At 64.1% G+C, this 16,760-nt stretch carries 19 protein-coding genes, 1 tRNA gene and 1 riboswitch; of the genes, 12 read left to right on the top strand and 8 right to left on the bottom strand.

The annotated features are described in order from the left end of the window. Nucleotide 1: 1 nt before the first annotated feature. Nucleotides 2–550 carry a histidine phosphatase family protein gene (locus EV664_RS18125; RefSeq protein WP_133497093.1) on the bottom strand — a complete coding sequence of 183 codons (549 nt, stop codon included), beginning with the start codon at nucleotides 548–550 and terminating at the stop codon, nucleotides 2–4. 11 nt (nucleotides 551–561) lie between these two features. Further along, nucleotides 562–714, top strand: a riboswitch (cobalamin riboswitch). A 32-nt stretch (nucleotides 715–746) separates the two neighbouring features. On the opposite strand from EV664_RS18125, the gene EV664_RS18120 reads away from it, so the two are divergent. Then, nucleotides 747–974: a CbtB domain-containing protein gene (locus EV664_RS18120; RefSeq protein ID WP_133497092.1), complete on the top strand. Its 228-nt coding sequence runs from the start codon at nucleotides 747–749 to the stop codon at nucleotides 972–974. 18 nt (nucleotides 975–992) lie between these two features. After that, nucleotides 993–1,721 (top strand): CbtA family protein, encoded by a 729-nt coding sequence (locus tag EV664_RS18115; protein WP_133497091.1) that lies wholly within the window; start codon nucleotides 993–995, stop codon nucleotides 1,719–1,721. Nucleotides 1,722–1,848: 127 nt separating this feature from the next. On the opposite strand, the gene EV664_RS18110 is transcribed toward EV664_RS18115, so the two are convergent. Next, entirely contained in the window at nucleotides 1,849–2,715 is an 867-nt protein-coding gene (locus EV664_RS18110; RefSeq protein ID WP_133497090.1) for an SDR family oxidoreductase, read from the bottom strand. Nucleotides 2,716–2,789: 74 nt separating this feature from the next. Between EV664_RS18110 and EV664_RS18105 the strand changes: the two genes are divergently transcribed. After that, complete coding sequence (locus tag EV664_RS18105; protein ID WP_229668380.1) at nucleotides 2,790–3,707, top strand: LysR family transcriptional regulator; 918 nt, start codon at nucleotides 2,790–2,792, stop codon at nucleotides 3,705–3,707. Between the two features lie 114 nt (nucleotides 3,708–3,821). Here EV664_RS18105 and EV664_RS18100 read toward each other — a convergent pair whose 3' ends face one another. Continuing rightward, nucleotides 3,822–4,229 carry a winged helix-turn-helix transcriptional regulator gene (locus EV664_RS18100; RefSeq protein WP_229668381.1) on the bottom strand — a complete coding sequence of 136 codons (408 nt, stop codon included), beginning with the start codon at nucleotides 4,227–4,229 and terminating at the stop codon, nucleotides 3,822–3,824. Between the two features lie 70 nt (nucleotides 4,230–4,299). On the opposite strand from EV664_RS18100, the gene EV664_RS18095 reads away from it, so the two are divergent. Further along, entirely contained in the window at nucleotides 4,300–5,031 is a 732-nt protein-coding gene (locus tag EV664_RS18095) for an SDR family NAD(P)-dependent oxidoreductase (RefSeq protein WP_133497089.1), read from the top strand. A gap of 460 nt (nucleotides 5,032–5,491) precedes the next feature. On the opposite strand, the gene EV664_RS18090 is transcribed toward EV664_RS18095, so the two are convergent. Beyond that, nucleotides 5,492–5,566 (bottom strand) — tRNA-Val (locus tag EV664_RS18090). A gap of 65 nt (nucleotides 5,567–5,631) precedes the next feature. Beyond that, a complete protein-coding gene (gene cpdR / locus EV664_RS18085; protein WP_133497088.1) occupies nucleotides 5,632–6,012 on the bottom strand; it encodes a cell cycle two-component system response regulator CpdR in 381 nt (126 codons plus the stop codon). A gap of 164 nt (nucleotides 6,013–6,176) precedes the next feature. On the opposite strand from cpdR, the gene EV664_RS18080 reads away from it, so the two are divergent. Beyond that, nucleotides 6,177–6,968, top strand: a complete 792-nt coding sequence (locus EV664_RS18080; protein WP_229668382.1) for an N-formylglutamate amidohydrolase — start codon at nucleotides 6,177–6,179, stop codon at nucleotides 6,966–6,968. Nucleotides 6,969–7,121: 153 nt separating this feature from the next. Here EV664_RS18080 and EV664_RS18075 read toward each other — a convergent pair whose 3' ends face one another. Genes EV664_RS18075 through EV664_RS18065 form a run of 3 tightly spaced genes read right to left on the bottom strand, consistent with a single transcriptional unit; the run spans nucleotide 7,122 to nucleotide 9,943 of the window. Continuing rightward, nucleotides 7,122–7,679, bottom strand: a complete 558-nt coding sequence (locus EV664_RS18075) for a cytochrome b (protein ID WP_133497087.1) — start codon at nucleotides 7,677–7,679, stop codon at nucleotides 7,122–7,124. 4 nt (nucleotides 7,680–7,683) lie between these two features. Continuing rightward, complete coding sequence (locus EV664_RS18070) at nucleotides 7,684–8,457, bottom strand: SapC family protein (RefSeq protein WP_133497086.1); 774 nt, start codon at nucleotides 8,455–8,457, stop codon at nucleotides 7,684–7,686. Nucleotides 8,458–8,491: 34 nt separating this feature from the next. After that, nucleotides 8,492–9,943 carry an FAD-binding oxidoreductase gene (locus EV664_RS18065; RefSeq protein ID WP_133497085.1) on the bottom strand — a complete coding sequence of 484 codons (1,452 nt, stop codon included), beginning with the start codon at nucleotides 9,941–9,943 and terminating at the stop codon, nucleotides 8,492–8,494. 76 nt (nucleotides 9,944–10,019) lie between these two features. On the opposite strand from EV664_RS18065, the gene EV664_RS18060 reads away from it, so the two are divergent. The 7 genes from EV664_RS18060 to EV664_RS18030 all read left to right on the top strand — a co-directional run bounded on the left by EV664_RS18060 (nucleotide 10,020) and on the right by EV664_RS18030 (nucleotide 16,562). Then, nucleotides 10,020–10,466 carry a hypothetical protein gene (locus tag EV664_RS18060; protein ID WP_133497084.1) on the top strand — a complete coding sequence of 149 codons (447 nt, stop codon included), beginning with the start codon at nucleotides 10,020–10,022 and terminating at the stop codon, nucleotides 10,464–10,466. 93 nt (nucleotides 10,467–10,559) lie between these two features. Next, nucleotides 10,560–12,020 (top strand): DEAD/DEAH box helicase, encoded by a 1,461-nt coding sequence (locus EV664_RS18055; protein WP_133497083.1) that lies wholly within the window; start codon nucleotides 10,560–10,562, stop codon nucleotides 12,018–12,020. A 649-nt stretch (nucleotides 12,021–12,669) separates the two neighbouring features. Next, on the top strand, nucleotides 12,670–13,458 hold the full coding sequence (gene cobA / locus EV664_RS18050; protein WP_133497082.1) for a uroporphyrinogen-III C-methyltransferase: 789 nt from the start codon (nucleotides 12,670–12,672) through the stop codon (nucleotides 13,456–13,458). Then, nucleotides 13,455–13,751: a DUF2849 domain-containing protein gene (locus EV664_RS18045; protein WP_133497081.1), complete on the top strand. Its 297-nt coding sequence runs from the start codon at nucleotides 13,455–13,457 to the stop codon at nucleotides 13,749–13,751. Before cobA ends, EV664_RS18045 begins: the two co-directional genes overlap by 4 nt. Before the next feature lies 1 nt (nucleotide 13,752). Then, a complete protein-coding gene (locus tag EV664_RS18040) occupies nucleotides 13,753–15,384 on the top strand; it encodes a nitrite/sulfite reductase (RefSeq protein WP_133497080.1) in 1,632 nt (543 codons plus the stop codon). Next, on the top strand, nucleotides 15,377–15,802 hold the full coding sequence (locus tag EV664_RS18035; protein WP_133497079.1) for a DUF934 domain-containing protein: 426 nt from the start codon (nucleotides 15,377–15,379) through the stop codon (nucleotides 15,800–15,802). The genes EV664_RS18040 and EV664_RS18035 overlap by 8 nt, the downstream gene beginning before the upstream one ends. Then, a complete protein-coding gene (locus EV664_RS18030) occupies nucleotides 15,795–16,562 on the top strand; it encodes a phosphoadenylyl-sulfate reductase (protein WP_133497078.1) in 768 nt (255 codons plus the stop codon). The genes EV664_RS18035 and EV664_RS18030 overlap by 8 nt, the downstream gene beginning before the upstream one ends. Nucleotides 16,563–16,760: the final 198 nt, after the last annotated feature.

Raw genomic sequence — 16,760 nt, 5'->3', positions numbered from 1 at the left:
GTCAGGCGCGACGCAATTCCTGCAACCGCCAGCGCCCGTGATGCGACAGCACCGTCATCGACAGCGGCGCGACATCGATATCCATTGTCGCGGCGAGCGGAAGTCCGAGCGTATGCGCGATCGCCGCCCGAACCACTGCGGCATGGGTGATTGCCAGCACCCGGCCCTCGCCCAGCCCGTCGATCCACGCACCGACCCGCGCCTGCACTGCCGCCATGCTCTCACCGCCCGGCATCGCCTGCACCGGATCGGCGAGCCAGAGGCCAAGCGCATCGGGCGGAAGCGCAGACAGGGGTCTCCCCGTCCAGTCGCCCGCATCCCGGTCACGCAGCGCCGCCGCCTCGACCGCCGCAATCCCTAACAGGCCGGCACTTTCGCGCGCAGTCCGTGCCGGGCTGATGAAACAACGTTCGGCCGGGGGGCCGGGTATCCGAAGCGCGCCGAGCTTCGCCCGCCCGCCTTCATCCAGTTCATCATCATCGTCGGCAAATCGCGCATCGCGCATCGCGGTGCTGGCACCGGCGCATAAAAGCACGAGGCGAAGGGTCATCAAACAAGCTCCTGTTCGGTTGACGTGCGGGGACGGCCAGTCCAGAACGGCGGCCATTCGGTGCCTTGCGGGAAGCCGGTGAAAATCCGGCGCGGTTGCGCCACTGTGATCGACACACATGCTGCTGTCGAGAGTCAGACCCCGCCCGGCGCCTTCACCCCTTCATCCGGGCGCATTTCCCGGCAGGAGAAAAGACATGAACGGCAACACTGCCGCGTTTGGCCACGATTTCCTTCCTATTGGCGCCGGGCGCCATATTCCGCTTGCCGAGATCGTTCCCTGGGCGATTTTCGGCACCGTCGTTGCGCTGATCCTCCTATATTTTGTGAGCACCGAACAGGGCGCCCTTGCCTTTTTCCACGGCACCTATGTGCACGAATATGTGCATGACGGCCGCCATCTGCTTGGCTTTCCCTGCCACTGATCGCTGAAAGGCCCGCTCATGATGAGGATGCTGCTCTGGCGGGGAATGCTCGCCGGACTGGTCGGCGCGTTCGTCGCCGCGACCTTCGCGCTGCTGTTCGCCGAACCCAATATCGAAGCCGCGATCGCGCTTGAGGCGCATTCGGCCATGCATGCCGCCGCAGGGCATGAGGAAATTGTCAGCCGGGGCGTGCAAAAGACATGGGGCCTGTACACCGCGCTGGGGCTGTACGGCACCGCGCTGGGCGGCATGCTGGCGATCCTGTTCGCGGCCATGTACGGGCGCGTCGCCCGTTGCGGACCACGCAGCCTGGCGCTGCTGCTTGCGCTCGCCGCCTTTGTCATCGTCGTACTCGTGCCCGGCCTCAAATATCCGCCGACGCCGCCTGCCGTCGGCCTGCACGACACCTTACGGCTGCGTACCGCCGCGTATTTTGCGATGCTGGCGCTTTCGATCGCATCGGCAACGGCTGCGCTGTGGAGCTACCATCGGCTTGGCGCGCGCTATAGCGGGCCTGACCGGTTGATGATGGCCGCAGGGCTGTACGTCGCGCTCGTCGCGCTGGGGCAATTGCTGCTGCCGGTGATCGATGAAGTGACAGCGGAGTTTCCCGCATCGCTTTTGTGGCAATTCCGCCTGACCTCAATCGGAACGCAGGCGGTATTCTGGCTGGTCAGCGGCGATCTTTTCGGCCGCACGGTCGAACGGCTGATCCGGGATCAGGCGGTGCAGCGGGCGCGCGGCTGACCGAAGCTCGAGGAGCAGCGGATCGAGGCAACGTCTTGGGGATAGCTGCCGGTAAAGCTTGCGAAAAGCAGATTGTTTGCCGCCGGCAGTCATGTCGGCGGCAAACAGGTCAGACCTGGCGGCTGCGTCAGGCGGCGGCAATCCGGACGGCGGTTTCCCGATAGCTGTGCAGCGGCCGACCGAGCAGGTTCACCAGACGCTCGCGGTCACCGTCTTGCGGGATCATGCCGTCGCTGACGTAGCGCTCGGCCATCAGCCGCATCTCATAGGCCGTCCATCTCGGCATGAACGTCGCCATGTTGGCTTCGAACCCGTCGGGGTCATCGCCGCCATAGACGACAGGCCGCCCCAGCACGTCCGACCAGATCGCCGCTACGTCGGTGCCGGTCAGCGTGTCGGGACCCACCAGATTGATCGTTTCGACCGGCAGAATGTCCGGCGCGGCATTGCGGCGGATCAGTTCAATCGCCGCAATCTCGGCGATGTCGCGGGCATCGACCATGGCGAGTCCCTTGCCGCCGATCGGCATCGGATAGACGCCATGCTGCAGGATAACGTCCTTCACCATCACCTCATTGTCGATGAAATAGGTCGGGCGCAGAATGGTGGCGCCGAAGCCCATCGTCTCCAGCATCCGTTCGGCGCCGCGCTTGACCGCGAAATGGGGGACGTTGACCGCTTCGTCAGCGCCGAAAACGGACAGGTAGACGACCCGTTTGATACCCGCCTCTCGCGCAACGTTGAGTGTAATGATCGCCTGCGTGAATTCGTCGCCTGTCACCGCATTGAGCAGGAACAACGTGCGGACGTCCGAGAAGGCGGCGCGCAGCGCGTCGATATCAAGCAGGTCACCCTGCACGACGTCGACGCTCGGCGGGAAGTCGGCCTTGGCGGGGTCGCGGGTCAATACACGCACATCGGCGTCGCGCTTGACGAGTTGATCAACGACGTGGCTGCCGACGCGGCCGGTGGCTCCGATTACGAGAATGGTCATGGCTTCGCTCCTTCATTTGTCTTGCTGACAGGACAAAGATGCGTGATCCATGGCAGTGCAAATAGCCGCGCAATTTGGACGCAGCGTCTCACTGGTGGAACGATATGGATTTGCTCGCGCTTGCCGACTTCACTCTGGTTGCTCGCCACGGCGGTTTCGGGAAGGCGGCGCGTGCTGCTCATCGCCCCAAAGCCACGCTTTCCCGCCGCGTGGGAGAATTGGAGGCGGCGCTCGATCTGCGGCTCTTCGAGCGGGGGCGGCGCGACCTCAAGCTGACCGAGGAAGGGCGCGCTCTGTTCGAGCGCGCCGGCGCGCTGCTGACCGAGTTGGAGGAGACCGCTTCAGCTATTGCCTCAGGTAGCGAGCAGGTGCGCGGGCGCCTGCGGATCAGCGCCCCGCTGCTGTTCTCGCAGACAGCGATGGGTCGGCTGGCGGCCGAGTTCGCGCGGGCCTACCCGGAAGTGCGATTGGAGGTTACGACGGAAGACCGGCCGGTCGATATGATCGAAGAAGGATATGACCTGGTGATCCGCGTCGATCCCGCGCCGGACGAAACGCTCGTCGGTCGGCCGTTCCTGCACGACCGGCTGGTGGTGATAGCCGCTCCTGACCTTCCGAAAATGCCCGGAAAGCGCATCCCGGCATTGGTGCGCGGCAGCGACGCGAGCCGAAGCTGGACTGCGGTTACGCCGACCGGGCCGATGGAGATCGAGGTCGAACCCGCGTTGCGTCTGTCGTCGCTGGTAATGATACGCGACGCAGTGCGCGCGGGTGCGGGCGTGGCACGCCTGCCGCTGTCGCTCGTGCTCGGAGACATTGCCGCCGGGCGATTGGTGAGCTGGGGCGATGTGGGGGGATCGGACATCGCGCTATGGGCGCTGTACCCGTCGCGCCGGCTGCTCAACGCCAGGGTGTCTGCCTTTCTCGATCACCTGCGACGCGCCTTTCCTCGCGCCGCACCGGAAGAGCTTGCCGCCTATCTCGACGCTTGAGCGCGGCGCATGGGCGCTTCCCTGCGAAACCGTCTTTCCCGGGCTATTGCGGCTATCCGTATTGCTTGCCAACGCGCCTCAGCGTTTTTGAAGGCAGCGTTCGCAGAAGGCAATTCAGGCCGGGTTTCGACCATTGTCGTATCGCTCAGCCGCCTCATCTATCTCACGCCCATTAGCGAGCGCCCAGCCGCACAGCGCCTCGAACGGCTGCCGCAGCGAATGGCCGAGCGGCGTGATCGCATACTCGACGCCGATTGGCGCAGTCGGGAGGACGGTCCGCGTGACGAATCCATTGCGCTCGAGGCGCTTGAGGGCATCGGCCAGCGCTTTGTGGGTGATACCGTTCAACCGTCGCTTGATCTCGTTGAACCGCGCCGGTCTGGGACAGATCGCGATGAGGATCAGGATGGTCCACTTATCGGCGATTTTGTCCAGCACCGGCCGGATTTGCGGCATCTCCGACAATGCGCGCTGCGCCACGCAGGCAAGGTCGGTATCCTCGGCTATATCTACGCTATTCATGGTGCGTTCTTGATAGCAGATATTCGTCGTATATCTAGTGACCCGTCTTCATCGGGACGGATAATGACAAATGAATCAAATGACGGACAAGGTGGCGCTGGTGGTCGGCGGTGCGAAGGGTATCGGGCTGGCGGTGGCGAAGAGGCTCGCGGTGGAAGGCGCTGCAGTAATCATCACCGGTCGCGCAGCCAATGAGGTCGATCTGGCGGTTGAGCAGATCGGCCACGAGGCGATCGGCCTTGTCGCCGACGCCGGATCGCCGCAGGATCTGGAGCGCATCATGGCCACGATCCGGGACGTGCATGGCCATATCGATGCCATGGTCCTCAACGCCGGCCTCAGCGAGCCCGCGCCGCTCGCCGACATCACCACCGACCATTTCGACCGACACTTCGCCGTGAATGTCGGGGGCGCCGTATATGGTCTGAAGTCTGCGCTCGACATACTTCGCGACGGGAGCAGCGTCGTGCTGATGGGGTCGGTAGCGGGATCGATCAGTGTCTCAGGTTACGGCACGTACGCCGCGACAAAGGCGGCCCTGCGATCCTACGCTCGCACATGGGCGACGGAGCTCGCGCCACGAGGCATTCGGGTGAACGTGGTGGCGCCGGGGCCCACCGACACGGAGATGATGGCGCGCGTCCCCGACGATGTGCGCGCGGCTCTGATCGCACCGATCCCGCTCGGCCGCATGGCGAGACCGGAGGAAGTCGCAGCAGCTACTTTGTTTTTGCTCAGCGACGAGGCGAGCTTCACCACTGGAGCGGAACTGTTCGTTGATGGAGGAATGGGGCAGGTCTGACAAAGACCGCCCGGCGGGCCGTCTCCGGCCCATGCGTTTCGGGGCGCGTTGGTGTGAACCGACGCCTTGGTCAGCAGCAACCGTCCAGGCTGTCATTCCCGCGCCCCAAGCAAACGAGCTAAAGGTCGCCATTTATTGATTATCCGTGGCAACACGAATTTTCCGAAGCGCGCACCCGCCGCTCAGCGTTGCCTTGCCTGCAGGTAGGGAAGCAGAGCGAGTTTGACCGGCGACCGGGGCGCTGTGCTGCCGCCTCCCCTGTCCCTGCATCGGCACGATCTGCAACGTCTTCGGATCGCCCGACCAGCGCGGCAGATCGCGCTCGCAGCACCGATATCTGCCCGGCAGCGTCGGAGATCGCCCCGATTTTCAGCGTGAAGCCGGAGAGCCGGAGACCATTTGCGGAAGTGCTCCGGATACGAAAAAAGCCCGCTGACGCGGAACGCCAGCGGGCTTTTTATGGTGGGCGTGGCAAGGATTGAACTTGCGACCCCTGCGATGTCAACACAGTGCTCTACCACTGAGCTACACGCCCGAGGTGGGGCGATCTAGCCGGGGTTCACCCCCCTGACAACCCCCTGTTCGCGCTTTCGTGAAAAATTATGCGCGGCCGCCCGGCACGACGCCCGGTTCAAACATGCGATCGACCTCGGCAACCAGTTCGCGAAGGTGAAACGGCTTCGACAAAACCCGCGCATTCGGCACCGAATCCCCGGCGCGCAGCGTGACGCCCGCAAATCCGGTGATGAACATCACGCGCATCTCAGGAGCGATCTCCCCCGCCCGCTGCGCCAGCTCGATCCCGTCCATTTCGGGCATCACGATATCGGTCAGCAGCAGATGGAACTGCTCTTTTTCCAGAAACGGTATCGCAGCAGTGCCGCAATCGACCGCAGTCACGACATAGCCTGCCCGCTCCAGCGCGCGCGTCAGATATTCGCGCATTCCTGTTTCATCTTCGGCCAGTAAAATTCTGCGCATCACCAATCCCGTTCGCGTCCGTGCCAATATGCACCAGAACCATCTGATTTCCAGTCCCGGTCCGGCGCTTGTCAGCTTCCCCCACCCGGCCTAGCCTCCCGGCCGTGCAAGCGGACGATCCTTCCCCCTATCGTATAGTCGGGCCCGACCTGCCGGTCTCTCCGGTGGTTCTTTCTGTTCCGCATGCCGGGCGCACCTATCCGGCCGAACTGCGCGCTGCGCTGAACGTTCCGCCGGCCAGGCTGCTGCCGCTGGAGGATCGGCTGGTCGATATGCTTGCGCTCGCCGCGCGTGGCGACGAGAGCGCGATCGTGGCGACGCGCCCGCGGGCGTGGATCGACCTCAACCGCGCCGAATGGGAGCGTGATCCGCAGGTGGAGGCGGATGCGTCGCGCCAGTCGCTGCCGCGGACCAGCGCCAAGCTGCGCGCGGGGCTGGGGCTGGTGCCACGTCGGAGCAGCGGGGTCGATCATATCTGGAACCGGCGCTTCACCCGCGCGGAGATCGACGAACGGATCGCGCACGACCACCGCCCTTATCATGCCGCACTGGCCGCGTTGCTGCGCGCGGCGCGCAGCCGCTTCGGCATCGTCATCCTGCTCGACATCCATTCGATGCCGCGCCTTGCCGGGGCGGCCCCGCCGTCTGTCGTGCTCGGCGACCGCTTCGGCAAAAGCGCGTCGGACCGTTTCGTCGCGGCGGCGCAGGGCGCCGTCATCCGCTCCGGAATGACGGTGGAGATCAATACGCCTTATGCCGGCGGGCACATTCTCGACACGCATGGCGCGCCCGAACGGGGTATCCATGCGATCCAGATCGAGATCGACCGCAGCCGCTATCTGGATGCGGATGGCGCGGAGCTTGGTGCAGGCGCGACCCGCACGATCGCCATGCTGCGGCGCATCGTGACTTCGGTGTGCGATGAAGCAATTCCGGGCAGCGCGGCAGCCGAATAAAAAAACCACCTCGCGCGATGCGCGAGGTGGCCAAGGTTCAGGGAGGAGACACGCCCGAAAGCGTGCCGCACGATCCCGCGAAAGGGGGGGGAACACGAGATCGCGTACCAACTATATAGGCGGATGCACCGTGCCTTCAAGCACCATTGATCGCTAAAAATGCTTCGGTTCGACGCCCGGCAGCATCCGGCCCAGCACCCCGTCGCGCAAAATGAACTGATGCCGCAGCGCAGCGGCGATATGGATCACGACCAGCACCGCCATGGCGATGCCGAATATCTCGTGAAACTCGTGACTTGCGCCGGAAAAGGTACCGGTAACCGGCAAAAGCGGCAGGTCGAACAGCCCGAACCAGTTCACCTGATGCGGGCGCGGCCCGCCCGACATCATCGCCCATCCGCTGAGCGGCATCAGGATGATCAGCGCGTAAAAAATCCAGTGGACGGCGAGCGAGAGCACCCGCTCCCATCCCGCCATATGGTAGGGCGACGGCGGCACCCGGTGGGTCAGCCGCCAGATCAGCCGCCCGATGCTGAGCACCAGCACGGTAATCCCGATTTCGAAGTGGAGGGGCATGACGCCTAGCCCCTCCAGCAGCGATTCGTGCAACAGCCCGAAAATAAGGTTGAGGATGACGAGTATCGCGATCGCCCAGTGAAACGCGATTGCTCCGCGCGAATAGCGCCGCCCGGCCGGTCCGATACCCGTCATGACATCAGACCTGCGCCTGGGGCTGCGGCATACGGCCCGTGCTCATCTGCTTGGCGAACAGATCGCGCATCAGGCTGAGCGACATCAGATGGGCATAGATCAGCGGCAGCATGCCGTTCTGCACGATCTTGCGAAGCTGATCGCCGCGCATCTCGTTGAGCTTCTTCTCATCGACCATCTGGAAACCGCGATAGATGAACGGCTGCGGCGCGCCTTCGGGCTGGATCGACACTTCGCCGTCCATCAGCAGGCCCAGATCCTTCAGCTCGCGCATGAACTGGCCGGTACGCTGCCCCGCCTGTTCGAAATTCTCGTTGAATTCCAGAACCGCCTTGGTGAAGTCGGAGGGCTTGTCCTCAGTGAACAGCGCTTCGCCTTCTTCGAACTCGCCGATGATCTCCGACGTGGGATCGAAGCAAAGCGACAGTTCGTCGGCATCGGGACGCAGCTTGGCCAGCAGGAAGGGATAGCGGCGGACATAAGCCGGGAGGTAAGCCTCCTCAGTCATCTTGCCTTCCTCGTCGAAGAACAGGTTCACGCCCTCGTTCAGGCCCATCAGCGCCAGCGGAACCGGCTCATCGCCCATCGAAAAGACGATCGGCATCCGGCGCTGCACCATCGGGAACTCCTCGACGGTCAGCGGAACCGCGTGCGTGTCCTTAACGAACGGCGCTTTATCGGTCGATTTCAACCGGAACTTCGCATGCTCCTGCGACGAAAGCGGCCTCAGATCCTTATAAAAAAGCGGAAGCGATTGGTCTTGCGGCGCGGTCGCCATGAAAATCTCCTGAATTGAACCTTCGGTTCGCTTCCTATGTTCCGCGCGAAGCGGGCGCAAGCGATACCAATTTACCCGGATTACAAATTGCGCGCGGATCGATCGCCGCCTTCACCGCGCGCAGCATCGAAAGCCGGGCGGGCGAGCCCAACCGCTCCAGCTCGTGCAGCTTCATCTGCCCGATCCCATGTTCAGCGGAGATCGATCCGCCCGCCGCGACCACCAGATCGTTGACGAAGCGCGAGATCGTCTCCGCCTCCTGCGCATACCAGCGATCCCACCCGGCCCCTTGCGGTGCGCGGACATGGAAATGGACATTGCCGTCGCCCAGATGGCCGAAGGCGGTGGCATGGGTGCCGGGAAAGCGTGCCTCCGCCTCGCGCGCTGCATCGATCATGAAATCGGGCATGGCGGCAACCGGTACCGAGATATCGTGCTGCACCGCCGGACCCGCCGAGCGTTCGGCCTCTGAAAGCGAATGGCGCAGTTTCCACAGCGCCTCGGCCTGGCTCTCGCTCGCCGCGATCACCGCATCCTCGGCCATGCCCGCCTCGAACGCATCGGCGAGCACGGTTTCGAGCAGCTTTTTCGGGTCGAGTTCCTCCCCCTCCCCGCTCACCGCCTCGATCAGCACATGCCAGCGATGCTCGCTCGCCAAAGGCGCGCGGGTATCCGGAATCGCCGAGAGCACCAGCGCGAGCGAATCGCCGGGAATGATCTCGAAACTCTCTATCGCATCGGTGCGCGCCTCGATCCGGCGGAGCAGGTTCAGCGCGGTTCGCGGATGGTCGAGCCCCACCCATGCCACCGCCCGCCGGGCGATAGCGGGCACCAGCCGAAGCGTCGCGGCGGTGATGATGCCGAGCGTTCCCTCAGCCCCGATCAGCAGCTGGTTGAGATCATAGCCGCGATTATCCTTTTTCAGCGGCGCGAGCCCGTCATGGATCGCCCCGTCGGGCAGCACCGCCTCGACCCCTGCAACCAGTGCGCGCATCGTTCCGTGGCGAAGCACCTGCGTTCCCCCGGCATTGGTCGACACCAGCCCGCCGATCGTCGCGCTGCCCCGCGCGCCCAGCGTCAGCGGAAAGCGCCGCCCTTGCGCCTCCGCCGCTTCGTGCAGGTTCTGAAGAATCACCCCGGCCTCCGCCACCGCGAGATTCTGATCGGCATCGATCCGGCGAATGCGGTTCATCCGCCGCAGCGACAGGATCAGCGCGCTGCCGTCGGCGGGCGGGGTCGCCCCGCCGACCATCGACGTATTGCCCCCCTGCGGCACCAGCGCGACGCCCAGCGCGTTGGCGCGCTCCAGTATCGCCGCGACATCGGCGAGCGTATCGGGCTGCAACAAAGCCGGCGCATCGCCATGATAGCGGCCGCGCCAGTCGGTCAGCCAGGGAGCGAGATCGTCCCGATCCACGACCACCCCGCGCTCGCCCAGCCGCTCGCGCGCGAAATCGATCAGCGCTTTTTGCGAAGAAGAAACCATGGTCGAAGGGCTAGCATGACGATGGTCCCACGCCAATTCATCGGGGGTTAAATTGCGGTCGCTATCTTCCGCGTCCGTGCGTTCCATTCATCTCGCCCTTCTTGCCCTGTCAGGTGCGACCTGTATTGGCGCCGCCTCACTATATGGGGCGGTCGCGACCGCGCAGGTGACGTTGCATCAGCGCATCATCATCCGCATTCCGCGCATTCGCGATCCGCATGTCACGATGATGCGGGAAAAGCCGGTGCGCTGGCGTGAAAAAAGGGCCGACAAATGCCATCGGGTGAGCGATTTCGTCGGCGCGGCGATCACTGACGATCATTCGGTCGATCTGATGCTGCGCAACGGCGACCGGCTGCGCGCGAAGCTGGGATCGGACTGCCCGGCGCTCGATTTCTACTCGGGCTTTTACATGCTGCCGGGCGAAGACGGAAAGATATGCGCCCGCCGCGATTCGATTCGCTCGCGCGCGGGCGGCAGTTGCGAGATCGAAAACTTTCGACAGATGGTCGCCGAACGATAGGCTTTTCGCCTGCGAAGCTTGACATTCGCAGCAAAATCCGCGAGCGCGGCATCCTTATTCCGGCGTATCTTCGCCGCCTTTTCCGGTATGCTAATGAAATTTGCCGATCTCGGCCTCTCCGATGAACTTCTTCGCGCGGTAAACGATGCCGGCTATGACGAGCCGACTCCGATTCAGGCGAGCGCGATTCCCAGCGTCCTGATGATGCGCGACGTGATCGGCGTGGCGCAAACCGGCACGGGCAAGACCGCGTCCTTCGTGCTGCCGATGATCGATATCCTCGCGCATGGGCGCAGCCGGGCACGCATGCCGCGTTCGCTGATCCTCGAACCGACGCGCGAACTGGCGCATCAGGTGGCCGAGAATTTCGAGAAATACGGCAAGCATCACAAGCTGGAAATGGCGCTGCTGATCGGCGGCGTGTCGATGGGCGATCAGATCAAGGCGCTGGAAAAGGGAGTCGACGTGCTGATCGCTACTCCCGGCCGGCTGATGGACCTGTTCGAACGCGGCAATATCCTGCTCACCGGCTGTTCGCTGCTGGTGATCGATGAAGCGGACCGGATGCTCGACATGGGGTTCATCCCCGATATCGAGAATATCTGCACGAAGCTGCCCAAACAGCGGCAAACGCTGCTCTTTTCGGCGACCATGCCGCCGCCGATCAAGAAGCTCGCCGACAAATTCCTCGAAAATCCGAAGACGATCGAGGTGGCGCGTCCGGCGACGACGAACATCAATATCAAGCAGATCGCGGTTCCCGTCCGGCAGGACAAGAAGCGCGAGACGCTGCGTACGCTGCTGCGGCAGGACGAGGTTCGCAACGCCATCATCTTCTGCAATCGCAAGACGACGGTGCGTGAGCTGAACAAGAGCCTGAAACGCTCGGGCTTCTCGTCCGGCGAAATCCATGGCGATATGGATCAGCCCGCTCGCCTTGCCGAGCTGGAATTGTTCAAGAGCAACAAGGTCAACATCCTTGTCGCGTCCGATGTCGCCGCGCGCGGCCTCGACGTGAAGGGCGTCAGCCATGTGTTCAATTTCGACGCGCCCTGGCATCCCGACGATTATGTCCATCGCATCGGGCGCACCGGGCGCGGCGGCGCGACCGGCATTGCCTATACGCTGGTCACGCCCGAAGATGCCGAGAATATCGACAATATCGAAAAGCTGATCGGTCAGAAGATCGAGCGAATCGCCAATCCGCTCGCCGCCGCTCCCGATAGCGAGGCGCAGGAAAGCGAAAGTGCGAGCCCGCGCCGCAAGCGCGCATCGGCGAAGCGTGAGACCGAAGCCGAAGCGGCGAGCGCTGCGCCGAAGAAGAGCGCGAGCCGGCGTCGCAGCGCGTCGGCGGACAAAGCCGATGCCGCGCCGATAGGCCCGTCGCGCAAGGCAGCACCCGCTCCTGCGAAGTCACCGCGCAAGGCTGATGCTGCGGAACCGGCAGCGCCGTCCGAACCGGCATCGGCGATCCGGTCGCCGCGCGAAGAGGGCGCCGCAATCGACTGGAACGGCCCGATCCCCGCCTTTCTGGACGTCCGCCTGGGCGTCTGAACGCCGACCTGCAATAAGCCTGACCCACTGCCGGTATCGTCATCGCGAGCGGCGTAGCCGCGCGGCGATCCAGTGAAACGCCGCTGCCGGATTGCCGCGTCCGTTTGGAGCTCGCGGGTGTCGCTGCGCTCGTCGCAGCGGAGTCGGGGTGAAGTGGTGCCAAACGGCTGCGGCCCCGGCCTGCGCCGGGGCGACGCATGGGTTTAGCGGCTTGTATGAAAGCGATTTCCACAATCGTCGCCCCGGCGCAGGCCGGGGTCACTACCGTCGGCCGCCACCCAACCCAAAACACACCCCATCGTCGCCCCGGCGGAAGCCGGGGCCGCTACCGTCCGCCACCAACCAACTCAAAACCCATCACACCGTCGCCCCGGCGGAGGCCGGGGCCGCTACCGTCTGCCGTCGCCCAACCCAAAACACACCCCATCGTCGCCCCGGCGGAAGCCGGGGCCTTTAGCGTATGCCGCGATGGTTGCACGGAGCGGGGTGATGCGAGGCCGCGGGCGGCGTGGCGCTCCGGATTGCTTGCCGTCGGCACCATATGAAAGGTCGGTCTTCGCGGCATCCGGCGGTCATGCCAAGCTGATCTACCCGCCCCCCAAGCATCGCTGGCTTGTTTCCCGTGGCCTGCGCGATCATGTCTCCTGCCATGGCTATTCCTATCGACTCTGCGGCGCATGGCCGCGTCCTGCTCGTCGGCGCGGGTCCCGGCGATCCCGATCTGCTGACGGTGCGCGCCGCGCGTGCGATCGGCGCTGCCGATATTGTGGTGCATGACGGGCTGGTCGATCCGCGCGTGCTCGATCTCGCGCCTGCTTCAGCGCGGCGTATTTCGGTGGCCAAGAAGCGCGCGCGCCATACGCTGCCGCAAGACTCGATCAACGATCTGCTCGTCGAAAGCGCGCGGACCGGTGCTACCGTGGTTCGGCTGAAGGGCGGCGATCCCTTCGTTTTCGGACGCGGCGGTGAGGAGATGGAGGCACTGCGCGCCGCCGGTATCGCGGTCGAGGTGATCCCCGGCATATCCTCGGCGCTGGGCTGCGCGGCGGAGGCGAACCTCCCCCTCACCCATCGCGATTTTTCGAGCGCGGTTTCCTTCGTCGCGGGCCAGTGCAAGGGACTGTCCGATCAGAACTGGTCGGGCCTTGCGGGCACGGGTCGCACGCTCGTCATCTATATGGGCGTCGCCACCGCCCCCGATATCGCCGAAAAGCTGATGGCCGACGGCGTCGCCCCCGACATGCCGGTCGCGGTGCTGGAGCGCGGCACGCTGCCCGGCGCACGCGCGATCCGTACGCTGCTCGCCGATCTCGGCGCGATGGTGGCGCGCGAAAAGGTGAAGAGCCCCGCGATCATCGTGGTGGGCGAAGTGGTGACGCTCAGCGATGCCGAGGACAAACTGGCCCGCTGGGCAAAGATTGCGGAGACGATGACGTGAAGATCCTGACCGGAAACGATCTGGGAACCGGCGATGTGGTGTGGTGGACTGGCAGCGACTGGTCGCGCCATATCGAGGACGCGAGCGATGTCGGCGATCAGGGCGAAGCGATCGCTCAGGCCGAAGAGGGCGCGCGCCGCGTCAACACGCCTTACGTCATCGACGGCGAAATGACCGAAACCGGCCCGCGCCCTGCGCATATCAAGGACCGTATCCGCGCGCTCGGCCCCACCATTCGCCCCGACCTAACGCTCAAACCCGCCGACCCTGAAGCCGGCAACTGGGTGATCTGAAATGTATCGTTACGACCAATATGACCAGAATCTCGTCGACACGCGCGTCGAGGAATTTCGCGATCAGGTGGAGCGCCGCTTGTCGGGCGCGCTGACCGAGGATCAGTTCAAGCCGCTTCGCCTGATGAACGGCCTGTATCTGCAACTCCACGCCTATATGCTGCGCGTCGCCATCCCCTATGGCACGCTCGACGGGCGGCAGATGCACATGCTCGCCACCATCGCGCGCAAATATGATCGTGGCTACGGCCATTTCACCACCCGCCAGAACCTGCAATATAACTGGATCAAGCTGGACGACGCGCCCGACATTCTCGCCGATCTCGCGACGGTGGAGATGCACGCGATCCAGACCAGCGGCAATTGCATCCGCAACATCTCGTCCGACCAGTTCGCAGGAGCCGCCGCCGACGAAGTCACCGACCCGCGCCCCTGGGCCGAACTGCTGCGCCAATGGTCGAGCTTCCACCCCGAATTCACGTACCTCCCGCGCAAGTTCAAATTCGCCGTCATCGCGTCGGACGAAGACCGCGCGGCGATGCGCCTGCACGATATCGGCATCCAGATCGTCGAGCGCGACGGCAGCTTCGGCGCGCGCATCTTCGCAGGGGGAGGCATGGGGCGCACCCCGGTCATCGGCAAGGAAATCAAGGACTTCGTCCCCGTCACCAACCTGCTGAGCTATCTCGAAGCGTGCATCCGCGTCTATAACCGCCACGGCCGCCGCGACAATATGTACAAGGCGCGGATCAAGATCCTGATCAACGCGCTCGGCGTCGAGGAATATGTCCGGCAGGTCGAGGCGGAATATGCCGCGCTCGACAAGCAGGACATCGATCCCCCGCTCGCCGAGTTCGAGCGCATCGCCGCCTATTTCGCGCCGCCCGCCTTCGAAGCGGACGCGCCCGACACGGTCGACCGCAGCGACCCCGATTTCGCGCTCTGGCTCGATCAGAATGTGGGGCAGCATAAACAGCCCGGCTATGCCATGGCGACGATCAGCCTGAAGCCGGTCGGCGGCATCCCCGGCGATGCCTCCGCCGATCAGATGGACCTGATGGCCGACCTTGCCGAGCGCTACAGCTTTGACGAACTGCGCGTCACCCATGCGCAGAACATCGTCCTGCCGCATGTCAAAAAGGCCGATCTCTACGCCCTGTGGCAGGCGCTTAACCAAGCAGGCCTTGCCGAGGCCAATCTCGACCTGATCAGCGATATCATCGCCTGTCCCGGCCTTGATTATTGCAGCCTCGCCAACGCCCGCTCGATCCCGATCGCGCAGAAAATCGCCGAACGCTTCGCCGATGCCGGGCGTCAGCGCGATCTGGGCGAGCTCAAGCTCAAAATCTCCGGCTGCATCAACGCCTGCGGGCACCATCATGCCGGGCATATCGGCATCCTTGGCGTCGACCGGAAAGGCACCGAAAACTACCAGCTTCTGCTCGGCGGATCGGGGGCGGAGGATGTCAGCCTCGCCAAGATCACCGGCCCCGGTTTCGACGAAGCCGGTATCGTCGATGCGGTCGAAACCGTGACCAATGTCTATCTCGGCGCGCGCGAACAGGGCGAGCGTTTTGTCGACACCTATCGCCGGGTCGGCATGGAACCGTTCAAGGAGGCGCTTTATGGCTGATTTCCTCTATTTCCGCGACGACGAACCGCATGACGAACCCGCGGTGACCCTCGACGCCTTTCTGGGTCAGTCCAATGCGGGCGCGGTCCGCGTGGAATCGGGAGAGGATGTCCGCGACCTCCTCCCCCATCTCGACCGCCTCCGCCTGATCGAGGTCAGCTTCCCCGCCTATCGCGACGGGCGCGGCTATTCGACCGCGCGTATCCTGCGCGAAGCGGGCTATACCGGCGAATTGCGCGCCGAGGGCGATGTGCTGGTCGATCAGATCCCGCTGATGCGCCGCTGCGGCTTCGACAGTTTCGCCCCCGCTGCGGATATCGACCGCGCCGCGCTCGACCGCGCGCTCACCCGCTACGACAATGTATATCAATCGGCTGCGGACGACCGCACGCCGGTATGGAGATTGCGCCATGGTTGAGGCCGCCGCCCGCAAGATCGACCGGATCGACACCGCCCCCCGCTTCACCGCGGCGGACGCGCACCGGCTCAACAATATGTTTCGTGGCCGCGATACGCAGGACATGCTGAATACAGCGCTTCGTGAATCGATGCTGGGCGATGTCGCGGTGGTGTCGTCCTTCGGCGCGGAATCGGCGGTGCTGCTGCATCTGGTGGCGAAAGCCGACCCGGCGACCCCCGTGCTGTTCCTCGATACCGAAAAGCATTTCCCCGAAACGCTCGAATATCGCGACCTGCTGGTCGAACGGCTCGGCCTCACCAATCTGCAAATCCTGCGCCCCGATGCAGCGGAGCTTGCCGCGCGCGACGAAAACGGGCTGCGCTGGTCCTATGATCCCGATGGCTGCTGCGGCATTCGAAAGGTCGCGCCGCTGGAAAAGGCGCTTGCCCCCCTCGACGCCAGCATTACCGGGCGAAAGGCGTTCCAGTCCTCGACCCGCGCCGCGCTGCCGCGCTTCGAACTCGATGGCGACCGGCTAAAGGTCAATCCGCTGATCGACTGGGTAAAGGCGGACATCGACGCCTATTTCGAAGCCCACGACCTGCCCCGCCACCCGCTGGAAGCGCAAGGCTATCCCTCGATCGGCTGCGCTCCGTGCACCAGCAAGGTAAAGCCCGGCGAAGACCCCCGCTCCGGCCGCTGGAGCGGCTGGGACAAGACCGAGTGCGGGATTCACACGCCGGTGAAGGATGGCGACCCGGAACAGCCGGTGTTTTGATTAAGGAGGAAGTGATCGAGGCGCAGATGCCAAATCTGTCGGATAATGGCATCCTTCTAAAACCGATTGCCGGGAGAAGGCTGTTATATCCATCTCTCCTATTCTAGGCTCAGGACCTATTAAATTGCTTGCGAACGGCCCGATCGATTGATTCACTGGCGGCGTGAGGAGGCGCTGCCATGAGTGATTTGATTTGGT

This window comes from Stakelama pacifica (assembly GCF_004361835.1).
GTDB classification, from domain to species: domain Bacteria; phylum Pseudomonadota; class Alphaproteobacteria; order Sphingomonadales; family Sphingomonadaceae; genus Sphingomonas; species Sphingomonas pacifica.
Note: the sequence above shows the minus strand (reverse complement) of the source record. Positions and strands in the feature narration are given on the sequence as shown.

What these genes read in the sequence shown, in the direction of transcription:
- cpdR (WP_133497088.1), bottom strand. Translation starts at nt 6,012, where the DNA reads ATGCGCAGAATTTTACTGGCCGAAGATGAAACAGGAATGCGCGAATAT.
- EV664_RS18095 (WP_133497089.1), top strand. Translation starts at nt 4,300, where the DNA reads ATGAATCAAATGACGGACAAGGTGGCGCTGGTGGTCGGCGGTGCGAAG.
- EV664_RS18120 (WP_133497092.1), top strand. Translation starts at nt 747, where the DNA reads ATGAACGGCAACACTGCCGCGTTTGGCCACGATTTCCTTCCTATTGGC.
- EV664_RS18070 (WP_133497086.1), bottom strand. Translation starts at nt 8,457, where the DNA reads ATGGCGACCGCGCCGCAAGACCAATCGCTTCCGCTTTTTTATAAGGAT.
- EV664_RS18065 (WP_133497085.1), bottom strand. Translation starts at nt 9,943, where the DNA reads ATGGTTTCTTCTTCGCAAAAAGCGCTGATCGATTTCGCGCGCGAGCGG.
- EV664_RS18075 (WP_133497087.1), bottom strand. Translation starts at nt 7,679, where the DNA reads ATGACGGGTATCGGACCGGCCGGGCGGCGCTATTCGCGCGGAGCAATC.
- EV664_RS18035 (WP_133497079.1), top strand. Translation starts at nt 15,377, where the DNA reads ATGGCTGATTTCCTCTATTTCCGCGACGACGAACCGCATGACGAACCC.
- cobA (WP_133497082.1), top strand. Translation starts at nt 12,670, where the DNA reads ATGGCTATTCCTATCGACTCTGCGGCGCATGGCCGCGTCCTGCTCGTC.
- EV664_RS18100 (WP_229668381.1), bottom strand. Translation starts at nt 4,229, where the DNA reads ATGAATAGCGTAGATATAGCCGAGGATACCGACCTTGCCTGCGTGGCG.
- EV664_RS18055 (WP_133497083.1), top strand. Translation starts at nt 10,560, where the DNA reads ATGAAATTTGCCGATCTCGGCCTCTCCGATGAACTTCTTCGCGCGGTA.
- EV664_RS18030 (WP_133497078.1), top strand. Translation starts at nt 15,795, where the DNA reads ATGGTTGAGGCCGCCGCCCGCAAGATCGACCGGATCGACACCGCCCCC.
- EV664_RS18040 (WP_133497080.1), top strand. Translation starts at nt 13,753, where the DNA reads ATGTATCGTTACGACCAATATGACCAGAATCTCGTCGACACGCGCGTC.
- EV664_RS18115 (WP_133497091.1), top strand. Translation starts at nt 993, where the DNA reads ATGATGAGGATGCTGCTCTGGCGGGGAATGCTCGCCGGACTGGTCGGC.
- EV664_RS18110 (WP_133497090.1), bottom strand. Translation starts at nt 2,715, where the DNA reads ATGACCATTCTCGTAATCGGAGCCACCGGCCGCGTCGGCAGCCACGTC.
- EV664_RS18125 (WP_133497093.1), bottom strand. Translation starts at nt 550, where the DNA reads ATGACCCTTCGCCTCGTGCTTTTATGCGCCGGTGCCAGCACCGCGATG.